Origin of the sequence: Candidatus Oleimmundimicrobium sp. (assembly GCF_030651595.1) — a bacterium.
Lineage (GTDB): Bacteria > Actinomycetota > Aquicultoria > UBA3085 > Oleimmundimicrobiaceae > JAUSCH01.
This window is the reverse complement of record NZ_JAUSCH010000056.1, coordinates 1-24,101: the sequence shown is the minus strand read 5'-3', so window position 1 is coordinate 24,101 and position 24,101 is coordinate 1. Positions and strand designations below refer to the sequence as shown.

The 24,101-nt window shown below is 41.0% G+C and carries 20 protein-coding genes and 1 tRNA gene; all 21 read left to right on the top strand.

Going from position 1 to position 24,101, the window contains the following annotated elements:
* Positions 1-102: 102 nt before the first annotated feature.
* Positions 103-1,563 carry a glutamate--tRNA ligase gene (gltX, locus tag Q7U95_RS03660; protein ID WP_308751929.1) on the top strand — a complete coding sequence of 487 codons (1,461 nt, stop codon included), beginning with the start codon at positions 103-105 and terminating at the stop codon, positions 1,561-1,563.
* Complete coding sequence (gene cysE / locus Q7U95_RS03655; protein WP_308751927.1) at positions 1,556-2,206, top strand: serine O-acetyltransferase; 651 nt, start codon at positions 1,556-1,558, stop codon at positions 2,204-2,206. The genes gltX and cysE overlap by 8 nt, the downstream gene beginning before the upstream one ends.
* Positions 2,196-3,692, top strand: a complete 1,497-nt coding sequence (cysS, locus tag Q7U95_RS03650; RefSeq protein ID WP_308751925.1) for a cysteine--tRNA ligase — start codon at positions 2,196-2,198, stop codon at positions 3,690-3,692. Before cysE ends, cysS begins: the two co-directional genes overlap by 11 nt.
* Positions 3,692-4,459 carry a 23S rRNA (guanosine(2251)-2'-O)-methyltransferase RlmB gene (gene rlmB, locus Q7U95_RS03645; protein WP_308751923.1) on the top strand — a complete coding sequence of 256 codons (768 nt, stop codon included), beginning with the start codon at positions 3,692-3,694 and terminating at the stop codon, positions 4,457-4,459. The genes cysS and rlmB overlap by 1 nt, the downstream gene beginning before the upstream one ends.
* A 111-nt stretch (positions 4,460-4,570) precedes the next feature.
* The gene (locus Q7U95_RS03640; RefSeq protein ID WP_308751921.1) at positions 4,571-5,077 is read left to right on the top strand and encodes an NYN domain-containing protein; all 507 of its coding nucleotides are present in this window, start codon (positions 4,571-4,573) and stop codon (positions 5,075-5,077) included.
* A gap of 109 nt (positions 5,078-5,186) precedes the next feature.
* Positions 5,187-5,918, top strand: coding sequence for an RNA polymerase sporulation sigma factor SigH (gene sigH / locus Q7U95_RS03635; protein WP_308751919.1), 732 nt, complete (start codon positions 5,187-5,189; stop codon positions 5,916-5,918).
* Positions 5,919-5,949: 31 nt separating this feature from the next.
* Positions 5,950-6,024: transfer RNA gene (locus Q7U95_RS03630), tRNA-Thr, on the top strand.
* Between the two features lie 336 nt (positions 6,025-6,360).
* Positions 6,361-8,133, top strand: a complete 1,773-nt coding sequence (locus tag Q7U95_RS03625; RefSeq protein WP_308751917.1) for a type I restriction-modification system subunit M — start codon at positions 6,361-6,363, stop codon at positions 8,131-8,133.
* Entirely contained in the window at positions 8,126-9,166 is a 1,041-nt protein-coding gene (locus Q7U95_RS03620; RefSeq protein WP_308751915.1) for a Fic family protein, read from the top strand. The genes Q7U95_RS03625 and Q7U95_RS03620 overlap by 8 nt, the downstream gene beginning before the upstream one ends.
* Positions 9,167-9,333: 167 nt before the next feature.
* Positions 9,334-10,128 (top strand): abortive infection family protein, encoded by a 795-nt coding sequence (locus Q7U95_RS03615; RefSeq protein WP_308751914.1) that lies wholly within the window; start codon positions 9,334-9,336, stop codon positions 10,126-10,128.
* Entirely contained in the window at positions 10,125-10,661 is a 537-nt protein-coding gene (locus Q7U95_RS03610) for a hypothetical protein (RefSeq protein ID WP_308751912.1), read from the top strand. Before Q7U95_RS03615 ends, Q7U95_RS03610 begins: the two co-directional genes overlap by 4 nt.
* 41 nt (positions 10,662-10,702) lie before the next feature.
* Positions 10,703-12,892, top strand: coding sequence for a P-loop NTPase fold protein (locus Q7U95_RS03605; RefSeq protein WP_308751963.1), 2,190 nt, complete (start codon positions 10,703-10,705; stop codon positions 12,890-12,892).
* Positions 12,893-12,918: 26 nt separating this feature from the next.
* Positions 12,919-13,419, top strand: coding sequence for a hypothetical protein (locus tag Q7U95_RS03600; RefSeq protein ID WP_308751911.1), 501 nt, complete (start codon positions 12,919-12,921; stop codon positions 13,417-13,419).
* Between the two features lie 4 nt (positions 13,420-13,423).
* Complete coding sequence (locus Q7U95_RS03595) at positions 13,424-14,611, top strand: restriction endonuclease subunit S (RefSeq protein ID WP_308751910.1); 1,188 nt, start codon at positions 13,424-13,426, stop codon at positions 14,609-14,611.
* Complete coding sequence (locus tag Q7U95_RS03590) at positions 14,601-17,612, top strand: HsdR family type I site-specific deoxyribonuclease (protein ID WP_308751908.1); 3,012 nt, start codon at positions 14,601-14,603, stop codon at positions 17,610-17,612. Before Q7U95_RS03595 ends, Q7U95_RS03590 begins: the two co-directional genes overlap by 11 nt.
* Position 17,613: 1 nt before the next feature.
* Positions 17,614-18,138, top strand: a complete 525-nt coding sequence (locus Q7U95_RS03585; protein ID WP_308751906.1) for a M48 family metallopeptidase — start codon at positions 17,614-17,616, stop codon at positions 18,136-18,138.
* Between the two features lie 79 nt (positions 18,139-18,217).
* Entirely contained in the window at positions 18,218-18,739 is a 522-nt protein-coding gene (locus Q7U95_RS03580; RefSeq protein ID WP_308751904.1) for a hypothetical protein, read from the top strand.
* A 561-nt stretch (positions 18,740-19,300) separates the two neighbouring features.
* Positions 19,301-20,050 (top strand): ABC transporter ATP-binding protein, encoded by a 750-nt coding sequence (locus tag Q7U95_RS03575; protein WP_308751902.1) that lies wholly within the window; start codon positions 19,301-19,303, stop codon positions 20,048-20,050.
* A gap of 7 nt (positions 20,051-20,057) precedes the next feature.
* Positions 20,058-21,239, top strand: a complete 1,182-nt coding sequence (locus Q7U95_RS03570) for an ABC transporter permease (protein WP_308751900.1) — start codon at positions 20,058-20,060, stop codon at positions 21,237-21,239.
* Positions 21,240-21,243: 4 nt separating this feature from the next.
* Entirely contained in the window at positions 21,244-22,491 is a 1,248-nt protein-coding gene (locus tag Q7U95_RS03565) for an ABC transporter permease (protein ID WP_308751898.1), read from the top strand.
* A 90-nt stretch (positions 22,492-22,581) separates the two neighbouring features.
* The coding region (locus tag Q7U95_RS03560; RefSeq protein WP_308751896.1) for an MBL fold metallo-hydrolase RNA specificity domain-containing protein at positions 22,582-24,101 on the top strand (1,520 nt) is incomplete at its 3' end.

Below are 24,101 nucleotides of genomic sequence, written 5' to 3'. Positions count from 1 at the left end.
AGAAACATGGTGACTTAGAAACCATGTAGTCATGTAACTAAGGAATCAAATAACTACCGACTCACGACTGTCAACTGACAACTATAAAAGGAGTGTGTGTTTGTGAAAGATATTCGAGTAAGGTTTGCTCCGAGTCCCACGGGGCATTTACATATTGGGACATCCAGGACAGTCTTATTTAACTGGCTCTTTGCACGGAGTCAAAATGGTGTTTTTATATTGAGAATTGAGGATACAGATCGCAGTCGCTCAACAGTTGAGTATGAGCGTTCCATCATTGAAGATATTAGCTGGTTGGGATTGAATTGGGATGAGGGGCCAGAGGTAGGTGGCAAATACGGGCCTTATTATCAGAGCCAGCGAGGGGAACTGTACAAAAAAGCCGCGGACGAACTTTTGAAAAAAGGGCTCGCTTATCGATGTTACTGTACTGAAATTGAACTTGAAGAGAGACGCGAAGAAGCAATTAAGCAGGGGGTTATGCCGAAATACGATGGACAATGTAGAAATTTAACTTCTGAAGATGAAAAGAGTTTGATTTCAGAAGGTCGCAAACCCACTATACGTTTCAGGGTTCCGAAAAGAAAAATTGTGGTTCACGATTTGGTCAAAGGGGATGTCGAATTTGATAGTAATATTATCGGAGATTTTATTCTAATTCGCTCTGATGGAATGGCAAGCTTTAACTTTGCTGTTGTTGTTGATGATGCGGCTATGAAGATAACTCATGTTATAAGAGGTGAGGACCATTTGGCAAATACGGCAAGGCACATTCTTCTCTTTGAAGCATTGGGTTATCCGATTCCCAAATTTGCTCATAATTCGATGACTTTGGGGCCAGATCACGCAAAACTTAGCAAAAGACACGGAGCAACATCGATAGGAGAATATCGTAGGCAGGGGTTTCTTTCGAGCGCCCTTGTTAATTGTCTTGCCCTTCTTGGCTGGTCATTGGGTGATGGAAGAGAAATTTTTACTCTTCAGGAGCTTGTTCAAGTTTTTTCAATCGACAGGATTTCAAAAAGTCCAGCTATTTTTGATATTGAGAAGTTTAAATGGATTAACGGCCAACACATAAGAAAATTGTCTATCAAAGAGTTAACTTATTTAGTCTTACCTTACCTTGAAGAAGCAGGATATATTAATGCTAAGCCAACAGCTAAAAAAGTTGCTTGGATTGAAAAAGTTGTGGAAGCGGTTCAGACGAACCTTGTTGTTCTCTCGGATATAAAAGAAAGTTCTAAACTCTTTTTTGAAGATAAACCAGAGTATAGCAAAGATGCTTTAGAAGTGTTAAAGGAAGAGCAAGTGCCAAAAGTGTTTGAGGTACTCAAGAAAGTTTTAGCTAAGGCAAATGAAATTGATATTGAGAAGGCAAAAATAATTCTCAAAGAGGTTGCGGGTGAATTAAAATCACATGGTATCAAAGGGAAAGGAGTTTATCATCCTATTCGGGTAGCTCTTACCGGGGCTCTATCCGGGCCTGAATTGTTTTATGTGATCTCGGTTTTTGGGAAAGAAAAATGTTTGGAAAGAATTGAGGAGGCAATAAAACTTGTTTAACACTTTAAAAGGTGATATTCAGGCGGTTAAAGATAGAGACCCTGCGGCACGAAGCGTTTTGGAAATATTTTTAACTTATCCTGGTTTTCACGCTTTAAGATTTCATAGGGTTGCCCACTGGTTTTACTTAAGAAATTTAAAACTTATTGCCAGATTAATTTCGCACCTGAGTCGGTTTTTAACTGGTGTTGAAATCCATCCCGGGGCAAAAATTGGAAGAAGTTTTTTCATCGATCACGGAATGGGTGTAGTTATTGGGGAAACAACTGAAATTGGCGATAATGTTACTCTTTATCAGGGAGTTACTTTAGGTGGAATTGGTAAAGAAAAAGGAAAGCGTCATCCGACAATTGGTAACAATGTTGTAATTGGAGTTGGGGCTACGGTTTTAGGGTCGATAACCATCGATGATAATTCAGTTATTGGCGGAGGAGCTGTGGTAATTAATTCTGTCCCGCCAAACAGCACAGTTGTTGGTGTTCCGGGAAGGGTTGTCAGGAGTGAGGGCAAGCGTATTCCCACCGTAGATCTTCATCATGAGCGTCTTCCTGATCCGGTAGCGGAAACCCTTAACTCATTACACCACCGGATTGATAAACTTGAGCAGTCGGTTCGAGAGATGAGGAAAGATAGTGAGCATTAAAATTTATAATACTTTGAGTAGAAAAAAAGAGGAATTTATCCCCCGCGAAAAAGGGAAAGTTTCAATGTATGTTTGCGGACCCACTGTTTATAACTACATACATATAGGGAACGCTCGCTGTTATGTGGCTTTTGATGTCGTCTATCGCTATTTAAAATACAGAGATTACAATGTTACCTATGTTCGTAATTTGACTGATGTGGACGACAAAATTATAAACCGGGCAAACGAAGAGGGGCTAAGTACTAAAGAAATCGCGGAGAAATACGTTAAGGCATTTCATGAAGATATGAACGGCCTTAAAAATGAGCCGCCCCAAATTGAGCCAAGAGCAACAGAACACATAAAAGAAATGATCGATGCAATTAAGTGTTTGCTTGAAAAAGGATTTGCCTATGAAGTTGATGGGGACGTTTTCTTTGAGGTTCAGAAGTTTAAAGGTTACGGCAAATTATCTGGTCGAGCAATCGATGAAATGAGAGCCGGCGAAAGAGTAAATGTAGATACGAGAAAGCACTCTCCGATGGACTTTGCTCTTTGGAAGGCGGCAAAACCAGGAGAGCCAAGTTGGAACAGTCCGTGGGGCGAAGGGCGTCCTGGTTGGCATATAGAGTGTTCAGTAATGTCCTCAAAGTATCTTGGAGCAAGTTTTGATATTCATGGGGGAGGGCAAGATTTAATATTCCCCCACCATGAAAACGAAATTGCTCAAGCCGAAGCTTGCACGGGTAAAGAGCCCTTTGTTAAATACTGGCTTCACAACGGGTTTGTTAATATCAAAGAAGAAAAGATGGCAAAGTCACTTGGTAACGTGATTTTAGTAAGGGAAATTTTAAAAAAATACGACCCAAATGTTTTAAGAATGTTCTTTATCTCCACTCATTATCGGAGTCCGATAAATTACAGTGAAGAAAATTTAGAGGCGGTTGCTTCAGCCTTAGAAAGGCTGAAAACTGCAGTTTACAATATTAATTATTTAGCAAAATCGAGCATAGTGGGTCGTGATGAAGAGTCAAAGGTAAAACAGTTTGAAAAGACTATTGTAGATGTTAAGGGCAATTTTTTTGAGGCAATGGACGACGATTTTAACACAGCTTCTGCTTTGGGAGTTATTTTTGAGTTTGTGAAAGAAATGAATCTTTTTTTAGAGGAAAGCCAGAAGAATTTGAGCGTGAGGGCCAAAGATTTGTTATTAGAGGCACGCGATAAGTTAATTGAACTTATATCAGTTTTGGGCATTGAGCTTGGGGCAAAAAAAACTGCCGATGAATTTCCGGACAGTATTCTTAAAATTGCCGAGAAGATTCTTAATCATACTTTTAATGATAAGAATGAAGCACTGAGTGCTCTAATAGAGGGCAGGGAAAGAGCTCGAAAAGAAAAAGACTGGGTCACGGCGGATATTATTCGAAATGAGCTTAACGCCCAATGTTTTGAATTAAAAGATACCCCTCAAGGTTGTCAGGTAATTTTTAAAGGGCGATGATGGCTAAGGTTAAGTATTGGAGATGTTTACTTGTGGATATCATTGAAGGGCGCAACCCGGTTTTTGAACTTTTGCGAGGCGGGCGTAGAGTAAAGAAGATATTTATAGCCAAGGGGATTAAAGAAAACGAAGTTATAAAAAAAATTAAAGTTTTGGCAAAAAGAAAAGGTGTGCCCATTGAGGTGGTTCTGAAGGAGAAAATAGAGTCTCACTCACACATCGAAACGCATCAGGGCATAATAGCTTATGCGGAAGATTTTGAGTATCAGCCTCTTGTAGATTTTTTGGCTAAAGTTAACAAAACTTCTGAAGCAATGGTTTTAATTCTGGATGAAGTTACCGACCCTCAAAATTTTGGTTCCCTCATTCGCTCAGCTGAAGCTTGTGGAGTTGACGGAATTATCATTTCCAAAAAACGTTCGGTGGGAATAACTCCGGTTGTTTGTAAGATTTCCGCGGGGGCTATTGAGCATGTTTCGATAATTCAAGTTAGTAATTTAGTGCAGGCAGTTGAAAGGTTAAAAGAGAACGGTTTTTGGATATTTGGAGCTGACGCCTCAGCTGAAAAAAAATATTATGATGCTGATTTAGCCGGGAAACTATGCATTGTTTTGGGCGGAGAAGACAAAGGGATTGCCCGGCTCTTGCTGGAAAAATGTGATTTTCTTATTAAGATACCCATGTTTGGCAAAGTAAATTCCTTAAATGTTGCTGTTGCCGGAGCTATTTTAATGTGTGAAGCCAGGAGACAAAGGATAAGAGGGTAAAGGGTATAGGGTAAAGTTAAAAGTGGAAAGTTGAAGGTTAAAAGAGTAAAAAACCAACTAACAAACCAGCCAACTAATCACCTAGTTAACTACTGACTTAAGAGGTATTTTATGAAAGAACTTATAATTGTTGATGGTTACAACGTCATAAACCAAGAATCAAGATATAGGCAACTTATGGGGGATTTAGAAACAGCCAGAGTGAAATTGATTGAGGATTTGGCAAATTATGGTACGGTGGAAGAATGTGATGTGGTAGTCGTGTTTGATGCCTCTGGCGGCCGGGATGGTTTTGAGAGAAGAGCAAATATTTTTGGAATTGATGTTTTTTTCACAAAAAAAGGTCAGAGCGCTGATTCTTTTATCGAAAAGTTTGCTTATGAAGCAAAGCGAGATAAAAGAGTGACGGTTGTAACCGCCGATTATGACCAACAAAAAACTGTGTTTAGTGACGGGGTTTTGCGTAAGACGCCCGGAGAAATGGTTGCAGATATTGTCGAGTCTAAGGTGGATTTTTTTGGAGCAAAAGAAGTGGGCCCCAAAAAGAAATTTTTTTTGGAGGATCGTCTTGATGAGAAGGTAAAAAAATCTCTTAGGCGGTTAATTCATAATCCTTGATTATCAAATTTTTATCCTATATAATTTTTTCGGTTCGTGAGCTTATTTTTTATAGGGATAAACCAGCGCTTGGAGTTAGCATTTCAAAAAATGTTGGAGGCGATATCCTTTGCACTTAGATACTAAATTAATTACGTCTTTGGTTGTTGAATCTGCAACAACTGAATTATCAACGTCATCTAATACATCTAAGATTAAACAAATTCAAAGAAAAGAGTCTTTGCCATTTGGGAATTTTAAAGAATCAGATGTGGTAATCGCCGCGAAGAACGGTGACAAAGCAGCGTTGGAATATGTTCTTGGCAAGTACAAGATTTTTGTTAAAATTAAAGCTCGTTCTTATTTTTTAATTGGGGCTGATAAAGAAGATCTTATTCAAGAAGGAATGATTGGGCTTTACAAGGCAATCAGGGATTACTGTGATGATAGGCAAACATCCTTTAAGGCTTTTGCGGAGCTTTGTATAACAAGGCAGATGATAACCGCTATAAAGACTGCCACCAGGCAAAAACATATTCCTTTAAATTCATATATTTCATTTAATAGACCAGCTTACTATGAAGAGGAATCTGAGCGAACTTTGGAAGATACTATACAGGGCAATCATGATTTAGACCCAATTGATTTAGTGATAAATGGCGAAGAGCTCAAAAATATGCATGAAAGCTTCGATGAGATATTGAGTGATTATGAAGCGAGGGTTGTTAAGTTTTATATTGAAGGAAGGCCATACCAAGAGATAGCTGATAAGCTGGGCAGGCATGTAAAGTCTGTCGATAATGCCTTACAACGAGTAAAGCGGAAAATTGAATTGAGTTTAAGACATCAAGTTATTCATTAAAATGTCCTAAAAGGTTTAAGCAGAGAGCTGAGCCGGTGTAGCTCAGTGGCAGAGCAGCTGCCTTGTAAGCAGCAGGTCGCGGGTTCGAATCCCATCGCCGGCTCCATTTATAGAATTGAAAAGTCCCGCAGAAATTTTGTGGGGCTTTTTTAGTACTCTAAATCACCGGTTTGCCCGACGAAGTGTCGAAGGTGAGTCGCCTACGGACAACCCACCCGGGTTCTAAAGACTAATGATAAGCTTATATTTTTGATTTTCCTGGAGGATGATGGTTGGAAGCTGGTAGCTGCCTTTGAATGATATGGCAATTGGTAGATGGCTTATAGCTTATGGCTGATAGTTGAATTTCCCCAAAAAAGTATTGACAGAAGTAAGCCGGTGCTCTAAAATACCTAAGTATAAAATAAATAACTTTTCTAATAACAGCAAGGAGTATTATATTATGATACCAAAGTGGCTCGATAAAAGATACAAAATCTTGTGGGAAGCCTACAAGACCTCCGATTTCAGGTTCGAAGATGCTGCAAATATCTTAAAAGAAAAGATTGAAGAAAGCGAGGACCAAGTTAACGTAATTCTCTCGGAGCTTCGAAAAAGGGGATGGCTTAAGGCAAGTTTCGATCCCACCGATGCCCGAAAGAGGATTTATAAACTCAAAGGAAAAGAAGAATTCATAACCGAAACCTTATCAATTAAGACAAATAAGCTTACCAGGGGCGACCTCGAAGGACTCTTAAAAAAAGCAGCTGACCTTATAAGAACAAGGGTTGATTACACTTTCATCCTTGTTCTTCTTTTTTATAAACGAATTAGCGACAAGTGGGAATTGGAGTTTGGGCAGGCGCGCAAAGAAGCGCTTGAGGACGGACTCACCGAAGAAGAAGCTAAAGAAGAAGCCAAAAACTCAATCTATCACGATTTTGATTTGCCGGACGAATTTCTCTGGGAAAACATCAGAAAAGAGCCGGCCAGACTCCCCGAAAACTTTTCAAAGGCCATGAAGGCTCTGGCTGAGAGAAACCCTGAGCTTAGGGATGTTTTTGAAAATGTCGATTTCGTTCAATTCACAACCAACAGAGAAAATGCCGAGATTTTAAGACAGCTCGTCGAGCTCTTTAGCGCCAGAACTCTTCAGCATGTGTCTCCTGATATCCTCGGCGATGCCTATGAGTGGATTTTAAGCTACTTTGCGCCACAGAAAGCGAAGGAGGGAGAGGTTTATACGGCGAGAGAGGTCATCAAGCTCATCGTGGAGATTCTTGATCCAAAGGCCGATGAAAGTGTTTATGACCCAGCGTGCGGCTCAGGAGGTATGCTCATAAGCGCTTACCAACATGTTGAAGACGAGCAGGGTAACGGCGACGCCGATAAGCTCTTTCTTTTTGGTCAGGAAGCAAATCACAAAACGCTTGCTCTGGCCAAGATGAATCTCTACATTCACGACATCAGAAATGCCCAAGTTACTCTGGGCGATACGCTTCTTTATCCCAAATTTAAGGAGGGCGAAGATTTTAAGAAGTTTAACGTGGTTATCGCCAATCCTCCTTGGAATCAAGACGGCTATCCTGAGGAAACCCTCAAAAAGGGAGAGTTCTGGAGAGAGAGATATCGCTTAGGGTTTACTCCCAAACAATCGGCCGACTGGGCCTGGATACAGCACATGGTATCTTCTACCAAGGATGATACTGGCAGGGTCGGGGTGGTTATCGATAATGGTTCCCTTTTTAGGGGCGGCAAAGAAAAGGCGATTCGAATGGCGGCGCTCAATGCGGACTACATAGAAGCCCTCATCCTTTTGCCCGAAAAACTCTTTTATAACACAGGCGCACCAGGAGCCGTAATGATTCTCAACAAGAACAAGCCTACCGACCGCAAAGAAAAAATTCTCTTTATCAATGCCAGCAATGAATACGAACAGCATCCGGATGTTAGAAAACTGAACCGCTTGGGGGATAAACATATTAAAAATATCGTTGAAGCTTATAGAGAATTTTCAGATGGCGATGGTTTTTCAAGGGTTGTTAGCTTGGAGGAAATTAAGGAAAATGATTACAATCTAAACGTTACTCTCTATGTTTTTCCTGAGGAAGAAATCGAGGAAATTGATGTTGATAAAGAATGGGATGAATTAAAGATTTTGGAAGGCGAACTTGCAGAGGTTGAGAACAAGATTGAAGGGTATCTGGAAGAACTAAAAGGGAGCAACGATGTTTAAGCCAAAGTTTCGCTACACGGATAAGATTGTACATGATCTAACACAGATTGCTGCGGCGAGAGAACTTGTTTTGAATTCTCCGTTTATTCCGAAATGGGAAGTATCGCTCCGTCGCGAGGCAATTATTCGTTGCGCTCATTCCTCTACCGCCATTGAAGGAAACAGATTATCTTTGGAGCAGGTGAGCGATCTGGTTAATGGGCGCGAAGTAATGGCAACTCGTAAGGACAAACAGGAAGTTTTAAACTATCTAGGTGTTTTGGAGAACATTCAGAAACTCACCGACGGTAAGAATATTACCGAGGAAAATGTTTTAAAAATCCATAAAATATTAACTCAAGACACGTTGGAAAATCCTTCAGATTGTGGGGTTTACCGTACCCGTTATGTCGTGGTGGGGAATAGATTAACTGGTGAAGTCTCTTTTCGGCCGCCTTCGAATGAAGATGTTCCGAGTTTAATAAAGGCGCTCATTGAATGGTTGGACTCCCCTAAAGCAAAAACACTTGACCCTGTTCTTGAAGCCGGTATAGCCCATTATGAATTTGTCAGAATTCACCCCTTTGTAGATGGAAACGGCAGAACAGCTCGTGTTCTTGCTGCCTTGGTTCTTTATCTGCAAGGCTTTGACGCAAAGCAATTCTTCTGTCTGGATGACTACTACGATTCAGACAGGCAATCATATTACGGGGCATTACAAAGTGTGGACCAAACGATTCTCGATTTAACCGGTTGGCTTGAGTATTTTGTCGAAGGGGTTAAGGTTAGCATTGCTGCTGTGAGGGAAAGAGTTGCGAGACTTAGCGCTGAAAGATTAAAGCGAACCGAGAAAGGACAGATCGCATTAACGGAAAGACAGATGAGGATTATCGAATTTATAAATCAGAACGGAAAAATAACGAATCGTGACGTAAGAGAGATGTTTAAGATCTCGGATCGTGCTGCATTGAAAGAAATCAGAAAACTTGTGGATTTAAAGGTAATTAAATCGGAGGGCAAAGGGCGGAGTTTAAGTTATGTCCTGGCACAATAGTTTCCGAGGAGGTTCGTGATTAGGTTCGTGATTAGGTTCGTGATTATTGAATGTAGACAGCACACGGTAGACAGTAGAATTTATTGGCAAAAAGGTTGTCAAAATAGAGTGTATAAAAGGCTTGCTCTAATTGTTGTATATAAATAATGATATCTGGAGGTTGCAAAATGTCAGATGGATTTGTAGAACCGAAAGAAAATGACAATATAGATTGTCATTTACAACAAGTTGGGATGGGCACGCTAATATGTCGAGCAGCACGACAAACTGGCGATAAGACTACAAACGAGGTCAATCCGACCATGTGTTTCAATTGCTCTGCTGGACAGATTTTCAGAGAGGTTGGCTGCGACGCGGCCCTTCCAAAGGTGCGCATCCATCCCTACATAGGGGGTGCATCTTTCAATGTTGAATCTCTTTTTTGCAAGATTCGAAAAAGAGAAACCGATTTAGATTTTTGCCGTACTTGTGGTTTAGTTACAGCAGAAACAACGAGGCAAATTATTTCTACAGCCAGAGGATTGTTTGAAGCTCAAGGTTTTTATTCTGCTTATAAGGATATTGAAAAAGCTCGGGAAGCAATCCGGGATGGTAATTTCGAAAATGCAGTTACTCGAAGTATCGCATGTCTTGAGAGCACCATGCGCATTTGTCATGAAAAATTGGGGAAGTCCTTACCTAGAAGCAAACAGGTCACTGACCTTTGGAAATCAACACGTGGTATTCTAAATTTTGACAAACTCGATTCCTCGGGAGCCACCCTAACCTTAATGAACACTTTATCAGGTGTTGTAGCTCATTTGGGTGGATTAAGGAATATATTGGGAGATGCTCACGGAAAAGGCGAGTTTCCGCCTGATGTCTCAGAGAATATAGCAGAACTTGCTATAAACACTGCCTCAACTCTCTCAACAACAATTATTCGACGCTTTAACCAGACAAAAGGAGCGGTTGTCAAATGAGCGATATTGAAATGAACCTTCCATTTCCTCTTGATGACAACGGATACTTCAGACGAGAATGTCCATTTTGCTGCAAAGAGTTTAAGGTACTTCTAGAGAAAGAAGAGTTAACAGATCTTGCTCAGAAAGGACTTGACTCTTTCATGGTTGAGACACAAGAAGCAACAAATCTTGATGAAGACGAACACTCAGAAGTCGAATTTACTTGTCCTTATTGTGGACAGGCAGCAGTCAGCGGTAACTGGTGGACACAAGAACAACTTGCCTACATCAGTGTTGTAACCAAAAACATTATGGCAAAGATAGTTAATGAAAATCTCATTCGTCCACTTAAAAGAACTTCTCGGAAATATGGTTCAGGCATGATTTCTGTACAGTTTGAAGGCAAAGAGATGGAACAACAAGAACCTTGGATATCTCCCGAAGTTAACGATATGAAAGTATATGATCTCCCATGTTGTCAACGCAAGATTAAGGTAGAAGATGGTTGGGCTAGTAGAGTATTTTGCTTTTTTTGTGGGTTTCCGCATTAACACAAAAATAAACTTGAGGCGGACCAGGAGAGTGATTGAGTGTGTCAGAAGAGTTCAGTAAGCCGCAAAACAATCAAAATTTGAGCGAAGCGATTCTAGTAGATACTCCATTGGAGGACCCGAAGGATGACCGATTAGGTTACGCGCCTTTTGCTAGGAATTTAGCTGAAGCGCTTCGCAATATTAGGACTGAGGATTCTCTTGTGTTTGCCCTTCATGGTGATTGGGGTACTGGCAAGACTACTTGTCTTAATTTCGTCCTACACTATATCGCACAAATGCCAGAGGAAAATAGGCCAATCATTATGAGATTTAATCCGTGGTGGTTCTCTGGCCATGGGGACCTCTTGGTACAGTTTTTTCGTGAGCTACTCAAAACTTTTCAGAAGAATAAGCTAGAAAGCATAGCTAGCAGTCTCGCGACCTTTTTTGACCTTATTTCGGAAATACCTGAACCGACTGGGCTAGGTAAATTTGGTGGAAAAACTTTGTCAGCTGTTCTCAAAAAAATAGGCAAGGAAGAAAAAGCTTGGGAAGCACGGGAAAAAATCAAGTGCCTTCTAAGAAAACAAAATCGTCGCATTCTTGTGCTTATAGACGATATCGATAGGCTTACTGTAGATGAAATAAGAGATTTGTTCAAAGTAATAAAAGCTGTTGCCGACTTTCCAAGGTGCACATATCTATTAGCGTTTGATAAATCGGTTGTTGTAGAAGCGTTAAAAGAAACACAAGGCATACCTGGTGAAGCTTATCTTGAGAAGATTGTTCAAATTCCCTTCGAATTGCCAGTACCTGATAAGGCTGCCTTGCGAAAATGGCTTTTTGAACAATTGGGTCTTATTTTTGCGGACACTCCAGAAGAATTAGCTGACCAAATCTACTTTGCCAATGTCTATTGGGATGGAATTGACCATTTTATAAACACAGTGCGAAGCATCAAACTCCTAACAAATACTCTCAAAATAAACTATCATCCAGTCAAAGGCGAAGTCAACTCGGTGGATTTCATTACAATCGAGACGCTGCGGTTGTTTGTGACTAAGGTTTACCATCTGATTCGTTTTAATCCTGACATGTTTGCCGGCAAGGTAGACTCCTATGGTGTTGCAGCTCAACATGCGAAAGATACTCTTAAAGCCTTCCACGAAGAATGGGTTAAGCAGCTCCCCGAGAACGATAGAGACTCAGTCAAGAAACTCTTGGCCCGCATTTTTCCAAAATTAGATTATGTCTTCGGAAATACAATTCACGGCGATTCGGAGTGGAGAAGACAATTAAGAATATGTAGCTCTGACATTTTTCCTGTCTATTTTCGTTTGGCAGTTCCTGAAGGAGAGATTGCCTATTCTGAAATGCGAACGATCCTCATGCTTGGCAAGGAAAGCACGGCCTTTGGCAACAAATTGTTAGGGTTGGTACAGCAACATCGGCCTGATGGAAGTACACGAGTCAGTGCTTTTCTCGAAAGAATAGAAGACTTCACCCAGAAAGATATACCAAAGGAACAGATACCCGAAATCCTACAGGCACTTTTCGATGTTGGTGATAAACTCCTCGTGCTCGAAGATGAAGGCCGCGGTTTATTCAGTTGGGGGAATGATATCCGCATAGGACGAATTATGTTTCAACTTCTAAAGCGGTATGATTCACAAGAAGAAAGATTCAAGATCTTGCAAAAGGTATTTAGAGACGGACAAGCTGTATCTGTAATAGTTGGCGAGGTGGCAGTTCTGGGGCAACAACATGGCAAATATGGTGCTAAAGAGAAGGACCCGGAAAAAGAATGTCTCGTGAGTCTTCAGCATGTAGGAGAATTGGAAGAAGTAGCTTTACAAAAAATCAAAGAGGCAAGCTCAGGTGGCAGATTACTGGAGTTGCCGCACTTTTCCGGTGTCCTCTATCGATGGAGAGATTGGGAAAGCGAGGAGGCTGTGAAAAGATGGGTAGCGAAAACGATAGAGACTGATCAAGATCTTGCGAATTTACTTGAAGGGTTTCTTTCTAAAGGATATAGGCAAACACTAACGGATAGGGTCGGAGAAGTTAAATGGTGTCTTTCTCCAAAATCTCTTGAATCTTTTCTAAATCCAGTAGAGATTATTGGAAGATGCAAAAATCTCATTAAATCACCTCCTGAGTGGTTAAAAGACATGAAAAAAATTGCGGTTGAAACTTTTATCAAAGAGTTTGAATTACTTTCGAAGGGTAAAAGTCCCAATGACCTTTAAGTATGGGAAAGGGAGTAGTAAGGAAAATGATTGATAATTTAGTTTTGTCGTTAATATTTAAAACAACCAGCAAATTTTTGCCGTTTATTGCAAAAAGGATTTATCCTGAAAGTCAATTTAAAAATGATGTTCTAATAGATGTTCGAAGCACCAATCCCATCTCTTTCTCATTAAGCTCAAACATACCTACTGGAAGTATATATCTAAAAATAATTAATAAATCACCTTACCTTGATGCAGTTTTAGAAAAAGTAGAATTCTCATTGTGGATTGGAAGCGATAAAGGACATCAACCGCTAATTAAGAATTATGAAACCTTTCTGAGAGAGATGGTAAAGCGAGGAGATGAAAAAGAATTGTACTTCTGTAGGGAATTGAATTGTTTCCAGGTCGATTTTCTCAGAGAAATTAAAGAAAGCAAGGAAATAATTGCAGATTTATTAGGGGGACAACTATACGTTAATTCATCATTATATACGACTAAGAAAGAAGTTAAGTTAGAAAATAAACCTTGTAGGATTGGGTGACAAAATGAATGAGCATAAACAAACGCCAATTGGCAAAATTCCCGAGGATTGGGAAGTTGCGAAGTTGGGAAATAAAATCTCCTTGGAATACGGTAAAGGGCTTACAGAAACTCAAAGAAAGAAGGGGAAATATCCTGTCTTTGGTTCAAATGGTGTTGTTGGCTATCACATCGATTTTCTAGTAAAGAGGCCAGGGATAGTCGTAGGTAGAAAGGGTACCATAGGTGCGATAAGTTGGACTGATAATGATTTTTGGCCCATAGATACAACTTATTTCGTTGTATTGAAAGACAATAGTACTGACTTAAGTTGGATGTACTACAAGTTAAGTTCACTAAATCTTTCAAAATTGAATATGGCAACAGGAACTCCAGGATTAAATAGAGACATAGCTTATGGTCAAGTTATTTCAATTCCTTCTAAACCCGAGCAAAAGAAAATTGCTGAGATTCTTTCGACGGTTGATGAGGGGATTGAGAAGACAGAGCAAGCCATTGAGAAAACCGAGCGGCTGAAAAAGGGCTTGATGCAAAAGCTTTTGACCAGAGGCATCAGCCACAAAGAATTTAAGGATACAGAAATTGGGAGGATACCAGCAAGCTGGAAAGTAGTAAAAGTGGGGCAAATTGCTAATTTAATAAATGGTCGTGCTTTTAAGCCGACAGAGTGGTCAGATGCTGGTCTGCCCATAATTAGGATACAAAATCTAAACGACCTATCGAAACCCTTTAATTACTGTAACTTTGAAGTAGCTGAAAAGTACATAATTAACAAAGAGGAGATATTGCTAGCGTGGTCTGGAACACCAGGGACTTCTTTTGGTGTGCATAAATGGATGGGCCGAAAGGCTGTTTTAAATCAACATATATTTAAAGTTATTTTTAAAGCACCCGATCTTTTTAAAAATTACTTCATAGCAGCAATTAACCAAAGACTTGATTTCTTAATCAAGAAAGCACATGGAGGAGCAGGGCTTAAGCATGTAACAAAAAGTGTTGTTAATATGATGCTTATTTCGCTTCCAACCTTATTTGAACAAAAGAAAATCGCTGAGATTCTGGGCACTGTTGACAATAGATTAGAACTTCTCAGGAAGAAGAAGGAAAAGCTTGAAAGAGTTAAAAAGGGGTTAATGAATGATTTGCTTACAGGCCAAAAACGAGTAAAAGTAGGAGCTCAAGATGGCTTTTGATGAGAAAATTTTAGTTGAAGATTATATAGTTCAGAAACTTCAAGAGAAGGGCTGGAAGTTTGTCCCCGCTGAGGAACTTGAGCGCGAGAGCTATCAAGAACCTTTATTAGTACCTAATCTCATTAGGGCAATCGAGAAGATAAACGAAAAACTCGATGTTGGAGATGAGGAGATAAATAAGGTTTTAAATGAACTGAAGTTCGCGGGCACAGGGATGGAAGGAGCTAAGCGCATCCTAAATTTATATAAGCTCGGCGTTCCAGTAAAGTTTGAGAGAGACAGGGTTCTAAGAGCTATCCAACTTTTTGATTATGAAAATATCGAGAACAATGAGTTTATTGTCACCCGGCAGGTGTATTACGATGGCAGGGAGAGGATAAGAACCGATGTAGTGCTTTACGTTAATGGGATTCCCCTGGTAAATATAGAATGTAAGAACCCTACGAGCATATCCGAGAGTTGGCACAATGCTTACCGCCAGATAAAAGACTACGAGAAAACCGTTCCTGAACTTTATAAATATGTCCAGATTGGTGTCGCCGCTGAAAGCAAGGCGAAATATTTTCCCATTGTCCCCTGGCAAGATGATGTAAAAACCAACAAGTGGCGAGAAAATGATTTAGATTCCATCGACTCTACCATTGAGATGCTTTCACGAGACACCTTCTTGGACATCCTCAAACACTTTCTCTTTTTTAGAATTGAGTTTGGTAATGCCACTAAAGTTGTAACCAGATACATGCAGTATAGGGCCGCAAACAAGATGGTAAACAGAGTTCTCGATAACCTCGAAGGGAAAGAAGAAAAAAACAAGGGGCTTATCTGGCACTGGCAGGGAAGTGGAAAAACACTCACCATGATATTTGCAGCCAACAAACTCTATTATGCTAACGCACTTAAAAATCCCACCATCTTCTTCATCGTCGATAGGATTGAGCTTGAGGATCAACTCTATAAAGAGTTTAACTCAATGGACATTGTGGAGCCTGAAATCATTGGCTCCATAGACGAACTTAAAAATGTCTTAAGCTACGATGACTATCGTGGCAAGCGGGGCGTCTTCATCGTTCTCATCCACAAGTTCAGGCCAGAAGAGCTCAAAGAATTACAAAGGGAGCTTGCGGCAGTATCAAAAAGCAAAACAACTATAATGAGTCGCAAAAATGTCGTCGCCTTTATAGATGAAGGGCACCGAACTCAATATGGAATGCTGGCTGTTCAAATGAAAGCTATCCTTAAAAGCGCCTTCTTCTATGCTTTAACGGGTACCCCCATATCTAAGAGAGGCAGAGACACCTATCTCGAATTTAGTTATCCTCCCAAAGAGCTTTATCTGGACAAGTACTTCATAACTGACTCCATAGAGGACGGTTTTACGGTAAAGATTGTTTACCAGCCCCGGCTTGAAAAAAAGGTTTACTTAAAGAAAGAATTACTTGAGGGTTTTTTGGAAATGGCGGAAGAAGAGCTTCCCGAACATATTAAGGAGGACGTAGAAGAAAAAACAAAGAGAAAACTAAACGCCATAAAGCTTTTTCTCGAAAACCCGGAGCGGATAAAGTTGATAGCCGAAGATATTGCCAAGCATTTTAAAGAAAATGTTGACGGCAAGTTTAAAGCCATGGTAGTAGCACCGAGCAGAAAGGCATGTGCCCTCTATAAGAGCGAATTAGATAAGCATCTGTCCAGGGAATGCTCCGAAGTTGTGATGACAATGGAGGAGAGAGGCGAAAAGGAACCTGTGCTTCAGGAACTTGTTGCCGAGTCCAAGGTGAGGTATGGATACAGGGATCTGAAGGATGTTAGGAAAGACGCGGTTGAAAAGTTTAAAGAGGAAGAATCCCCTAAAATCCTAATCGTCACCGAGATGTTGCTCGCGGGCTTTGATGCCCCCATCTTGCAAACGATGTATCTCGATAAGCCGTTAAAAGAACATCGTCTCCTTCAGGCGGTTGCCAGAACGAACAGGCCCTTCAATGACTTCAAGGAAGCAGGTGTCGTAATCGACTATGTCGGTGTTTTGAAAGAGTTTAAAAAAGCTTTGGAGATGTACAGCGAGGAGGATATTGCTGATGCGCTACAAAGTTATGACGGATTAAGAGAAGAGTTTGTAACTCTCATTAAGGAGACCCTTGAGTTATTTAAGGAAGTGTCGAGGAAATATGAAAGAGAAACTTTACTTAAGGCCATTGAGATACTCACTGCAGACGAGGAGAAGGAAAAGAGGTTTGTGGAAAAGTACAGACAATTAAGAAAAGTTTTTGAGCTTCTTGGTCCTGACGAAGTTAAACTCGAACATTTTGAAGATTATAAGTGGCTTTCCGCAATTTACACCTACTACATGAAGGTTGTTATCCAGAAGCCTCCTTATGAAAAGTATGTGCAGAAGTTTTACGAAAAGACAATAAAGTTTGCTCATAAATCCACCGAGGTGGAAAAACTCAATAGAGAGCTCCCGACCATAACTTTTGATGAAAACTATCTTAAGAAACTGGAAGAGAAGGTTAAGGACAAGAAAGAAGCGGCTGCCAATATACTTTTTACGCTCAATAAGCTGGTTCTTGTTGATAGACACAGGAGTCCAATCTACGAATCTTTAGCCGAGAGAGTGGAGAGACTTCTTGAACTCTGGAACGAGAAGACCAAAGATTACGAAAGAATATACAAAGAGGGTGCGGAGATAGTAAATGATGTGAGTGCTCTTTCAGCAAGGCAAAGAACTTTAGACTTCTCAAACCTTGAGTACTCAATGTTGCTTATTCTTGAGGAGAAACTGGGCGAAGGCGATGAATTGGTTGGGGAAATGAAGAGCTTATCGGGTTTGTTGGAAAGGCGTATGTTCCCCGGCTGGATTGGACAAACGACAATTAAGAAAGAAGTGGAAAGGGAAGTTAGGCGATTTGTCAGGGGATTAAAGAGGAAGTACAAATTATCTTTGGAAGAGATGGACAATTTGTACGGGAAACTAATTGAGAGCGTGGAAAACTATGGAGCTTCATAATATGGCACACGAGGTCTCTTATAGGAATGTAAAGCATCCTCGACTGGAATTTAGAACGGGAGAACTTTTACTCGTATTACCTTTTGACCGTAATCCTGACACAGTTTTAGAGAAACATAAGGTTTGGGTTCGTCGGAAAAAGGTGTTTATCGAGGAGTGTTTGAAGAATTCATCAAATAAAGAAATTATTGATAGAACGGACGAGGAATTGAGAGACCTTGTTCATTTTTACATTGAAGAAGCTTCGGAAGAGCTAGGCGTAAGGGTCAATAAAATCTTCTTTCGAAGAATGAAAACCAAGTGGGCAAGTTGCAGCACAAGAAGAAATTTAACTGTAAATACGTTGATGAAACACCTGCCCGATGGTTTGATAGAGTACGTGATATTTCACGAAGCCACTCATCTGATTGAGAAAAAACATAACGATAGGTTCTGGAAGATGGTTTCAAAGAAGTTTGATAACTCTGACGAGCTTGAAAAGGATTTATTTGCATATTGGTTTTTGATTCAAGATAATAACGTTTAATGAGAAGTGGTTGAGCTGGTGTCTAGCACTGGTGAACAGACTGGTTATGATGATGGAATAACTTTGAAGGAGTGTTAAAATGGATACTTTTGGGTGGGTTGTTTTCGGAGCTATCTTGTCTATTGTTGGAGGTTATATCGCTCAGAAATGGCTTCTCAAACAGGAAGATAAGAGAATGAAAAAGGTGATAGAGGAAAAGTTCAGACCTATTGCAGGTGAATATATTGGATATGGAGTAAATATAACTCAGGATGGATTCGTGGTTGGCACAGAACCCCAAAGTGATTCTACAATTAAATACATAAGGGATAACATACTTGAAATAACTACTTGGAATAGAGACGAAGCAGGCAATATTAAATATGAATGGCAAGGGATTATGGTGATGAATAAAGATTACGAAGGGATGGGTCGAATTTCGTGGGAATATTGCGAAGGGCTTCCGGAAAATAAAAGAAGATGGGGATTTAAGGAGTGCTTCGTAAAAAAAGAAGAGGATGAAATTATAATAGTTGGTGAAGAGCCTGTGGTGGGCGAAGATGGAAAGCAACACAAAGCATTTTGGCAAGAAGTACTCAAAAGAAAGAAGCCTACACATTAATCTCTTAAGTTTTTTGATATAAACCTCACTTTATTTGCCAGGCAATTTTCCCCTCGGATTTTGATTTTGGCTTTTTCGTAATTTTGCAAGTTGGTTTAGTCTAAAGAGAAGTCAAGGATGTATAGCTTATTTTTAAGTGTAGGGATAAAATAAATTTATAAAGCAATATTTACAAAGGTCAAAAATAAGGGGATGAATGTTATGAAATGGTTCGGGAGGGTTATTAGTCTTATTTTTTGAACCGGAATAATTGCCGCCGTGTGCGTGTGACGCTCTGCACCTCTCTGGCTTACCATCGGTCTCCCTGCGCTAATTGGTGTGGGTGCAATCGTGAGTTGGATTAGAGAAGATTTCACCAAAGCGAAAGCAAGAGGACTCAAGTCTTAAATCGCAAGGTTTCTACAGGTTTGTTAGATATTTGACCTTTAAAATAAAACCATCGATGGTTGTCCGCATGTCTTTAATAGACGTTTATATTGTCAGTCCTGGACACAAGACATATAATATTAAGCTAATGTGGCAGCTTTAAATCATAGCTAGAAAAATTAGGGGGCAAAAGTTATGGCTGAGGCATTTCTGGTAGCAGAGAATCTCTATAAAAGTTTTAACGATACAAAGGCTGTTAATGGTGTCTCTTTTTCCATCCACAAGGGCGAGATTTTTGGCTTATTGGGCCCCAATGGCGCTGGTAAAACTACGACCATACGCATGTTGTCTACGGTTCTTGAGCCAGACCATGGAGACGCGACAATTGGTGATTATTCTATTCGGCATAATGGAAACGAAGCTCGCAATTTAATCGGCGTTTGCCCTCAAGAGCTGGCTCTCTATGAAGACCTTTCCGCTCTCGATAACTTGATCTTTTTTGGAAGAATGGCCGGATTAAACGCCAAAGAAGCAAAAACCCAAGCTGTTGCCAATCTTGAACTCGTGGGACTGACGGAGAGGGCCAAGGGAAAGATAAAAAAATTTTCAGGGGGGATGAAGCGACGCATCAACATGGCCATATCTCTGATGGGCCACCCCCGGTTCCTCTTTTTAGATGAACCCACGGTGGGCATAGACCCCCAATCGCGGAACAACATCTACGAAACCATCGAGGGCTTACGGAACAATGGAATAACCATCCTCTACACTACCCACTACATGGAAGAAGCCGATCGGCTTTGTAACCGCATAGCCATCATGGATGGTGGCGAGATAATCAGACTGGGCACCCCCGATGAACTTAAGAGCGAAATCGGCTCGCCTGAACAGGTGACCCTGGAAGATGTTTTCTTGAATTTAACCGGTCGAAGCATTCGGGATTAAGGACGACATGATTAGAGCATTTTTGGTAGCCGTTCGAGAGGTTCGCTCCTACTTACAGGACAAGGCCGACCTGGCCTTTAGCTTGCTATTGCCCATAATTATCTTTGCCCTGATGTATGGCGCCTTCGGCGGACTAACAATGTTTCACGGAACCGCCCATATTGTAAACGAAGATGAAGGTGGCGAATATTCTAAAATACTTCTGGAGCGGTTGGAAGAGCTCGAAAACCTCGATATTGAATATCTTTCTTTCTCTGAGGCTGACACCAAACTTAAAAGATCCGACTTGCTGATGGTGTTCTATATACCCGAGGACTTCTCTGATAAGCTCGTCTCCGGTGAGCAGGCACAATTACTCTTTAAACAAAGAGGAAACGGCGGTCAAGAAGGTCAGATTGTGGCCAGCTTAATTCGCGGGGTGGCCGAGGAGATAAACCAGGAATTTCAGGTTAAGAAGCAAGTTAAAAATGCTCTAGCTAATAGCGATATTTCAAAAAGTCAAATTGAGACTGTCACCGAGAGCTTTTTGGAGAGGGAACGCGAGCATCCCATCGTGGGTGTTGTGAAGGAAACAGTGGGCGATGAGCCCGACCCCGTCAATCAGTTTTTACCTGGTATCATTACCATGTTTGTTCTATTCTCCATAACCCTGACCGCTCAAGCCTTGGTAGATGAGCGCAAAAAAGGGACCCTGGAAAGGTTGCTTACGACCCGACTGAGCGTTGGGGAGCTCTTTACGGGCAAGTTTTTGGCCAATGTCTTACGTGGTTTTATACAAACATTCATTTTGCTTACACTCTCTTATATCGTTTTTCAAATCTTTACCCCACTCTCGTTTATTCAAGCCTTAGTTTTAGCTCTCATTTTTTCGGCGGCGGTGAGCACACTGGGGCTCATCATAGGTTCGATGGCTCGCTCTCCAGACCAGGCCATCTGGATTGCCGTCTCTATTACCATGGCTATGGTCATGCTGGGGGGCACCTTTTTTGAAATCCCTGAAGCTTCAAAACTTTACGCTCTAAGCAAGATATCCATAAATACCTACGCAAATGATGCCTTCAAAACAATAATAGCCCAAGGAGGTTCTCTTTCCGATATCGGTCTTGAGCTTAGTGTCATGGGTGGCGTTATCGTGGTGGGGTTAATCCTTAGCCGGATACTTTTTAAGGCCATGCCTGAAGGAAGGTAAAAACATGGGACAATTGAGATATGTTTGGTTAATCGCAAAGAAAGATATAAAGCTCTTTTTCACGGACCGCCTGGTCTTGTTTTTCTTTGTGCTCTTTCCTTTTCTCTTCATAATCATGTTTAATTTCATGCAAAGCGGTGTAGGAGCCGAAGATGAAAGATTGGTACTTCACTTGGCCACTCAAGAAGCAAAGGGTGGCATAAGCCATCAGATAATTGAAGCGATGGAAACCCAAGACGAAGCAAAACTTAAGCCCGGCGAGCCAGAGATTGTCTGGGAAAAAGATTACAACAAGGCCCACCAGAAAGTTGAAGATAAAAAGTTAGATGGATTTTTGTCCTTTCCAAAAAATTTTACCGAAGGTTTAATGATGGGTTACGGCGCACAGCTCGAAGTGGTGGCCGACGCGGAGGCCGTAAATACCATAGCGGCACTTAACGGATTGGCTCAGGTCATCGGCTCTCGAGTTGGTTCGCAGCAGGTGGTCACCAATGCTTCCATAGGGCTATTGATTGAGGAGCAAATGTCCGCTTCTGGTGATATGGCCAATATAGGTCAAGCTTTTCAACAGCCTTTTTTAATTCAACAGGACACTGTACTTGAAGATACCTTCATCGATTTTGGAGTGGAGAAGGTTGGAGAGGTTGAGCCGTTTAACGTTAACGACTATACTGTTCCCGGCTATCTGGTGATGTTCGTCTTTTTCGCTGCTGCTCTTTCGGCCACAATGATAGTTCGAGAGCGTCAGAATAACACCATGGAAAGATTGTTAACCGGTTCAGCAAGTAGAGAGTCGATAATAGGTGGAATATTTGCTGGCACGGCGGCCAAGGGATTGATTCAGATATTTATATTCTGGACGGTGGGTATTTTAGTGCTCCACGTTGACATAGGGCTTGCTCCTGCCGCTGTCATCATCCTTTCTGTTCTCATGGTGATTATGTCCTCGGCCTTCAGCATCATGCTTGCCACTTTGGTTAAGACCGAGCGAAGTGCCGATTCCATTGCCGTTCTTACCTCGCTTGTATTGGCACCCCTCGGTGGTTGCTGGTGGCCGCTGTTCATCACCCCGAAGTGGATGCAGGCGTTAGCTAAGATAACTCCTCACGGCTGGGCAACAACTGGTTTTAATAAACTGATACTTTTCGGCGCTGAGTTCAATGCCGTGATTCCGGAGATGTTAGCTCTAATTGGTTTTGCTGTTGTTTTTGGTATCATAGCCATATGGCGCTTCCGCACCAGCGCTGTTTAGGAAGAGTACAACTAATTATCTATTTCCAACCCGGAGACTCTATCCGCTAATGAAGGATAAAATCTTGTTTTGCTGAAATAATTAAGGAGAATGATAAACCTCACACTTTATGGCGGTGTAAACGAAATAGGCGGGAACAAGATACTCCTTGAGGCGGAGGATACTTCCGTATTTTTGGATTTTGGTATCTCTTATGGAAGAAAATCCCTATTTTACGAGGAGTTTTTATGTCCCCGGGGAGTTCGAGGGCTTTTAGACCCCTTGGTTATGGGGCTTCTTCCTCCACTTAAGGGAATTTATCGCTCTGATTTTGAATTACCCGAAGAAGCAGGCTGGCAGTTTGTCTCTAAAACCAAACAAGTGAGAAATCTTGAGTTAGACGGTGTTTTTCTTTCTCATGCTCATCTTGACCATTCTGGATACATTTCCTTCTTAAAACCGGATATTCCCATTTTTTGCAGTCCCATGACTGCTTTTCTGGCCAAAGCTATCCAGGATAGCGGGAAGACGGGTTTTGAGAGTGAAGTTTCTTACCTTGTTCCGAAAAAATGTGAAGACGGTTGCATAAAATCGACAAATTATAGGCAAGAGTCCTCAAGGCAAAGGCCGTTTAAATTACTTTATGGGGATGAACTTTCTTCTGAAGCAAAAATTTTTTGGGAAACAACTTCAACAAGCAGAGAGCTCAACTATATGCCTCTTGAGTTTAAAAATCGCATTAAAAATTTAAATGTAAAGGGGTTTCCAGTTGACCACTCACTTTGGGGGGCTGCGGCCATTGCAATTGAGACTTCTGCCGGTTGGGTTGTTTATACTGGGGATTTGCGGCTACACGGGGGAAGGGGTTATACCACTCGCGAATTTATGGAAAAAGTGGCTCAACTTAAACCACTTGCTCTAATCTGCGAGGGGACAAATATTGATGAAGATGTTATGACTTCTGAGGAAGAAATATACAAAAATAGCTTGGAGGCGGTAAAAAGGACGAAAAACTTGGTGATTGCAGACTTCGGCCCGCGCAATATCGAGCGTCTTTTAACCTTTCGAAAAGTGGCGGAAGAAACGGGGAGGAAGCTTGTTTTACTCGCCAAAGATATTTATTTTCTGGAATCAATGCGGCTTATTGACCCCAGCATTAAAGAGTTTTCTACCGACCCCGTTTGTTGTTTATATGACAAAATTAAAGGAAGCATCAATAAGTGGGAGCGGGAGATACTTAAGCAATTTTCCGATAAATTAGTTGCTCCCAAGGATATCAGGCAGAACCAAGATGATTATATTGTCTGTATGAGTTTTTGGGATATAAACGAGCTTCCGGACCTTATGCCTAAAGAAGGAAGTATTTATATCTATTCAACCTGTGAGGCTTTTAACGAGGAGATGGCTATAAGCTTTGATAGATTAAGAAATTGGTTAGATTATTTCAACTTAACTCTGGTTGGAGACCCGGAAAAAGGCGAAAAGGGATTTCACGCTTCAGGTCATATCATCGGGCCCCAACTACTTGAACTCATTAGAACAATAAACCCTAAATATTTAATTCCAGTTCATACCGAAAAACCTGAGTTTTTTCAGAAAAATCTAAAAGGTGAAATGGAGGTAATTCTTCC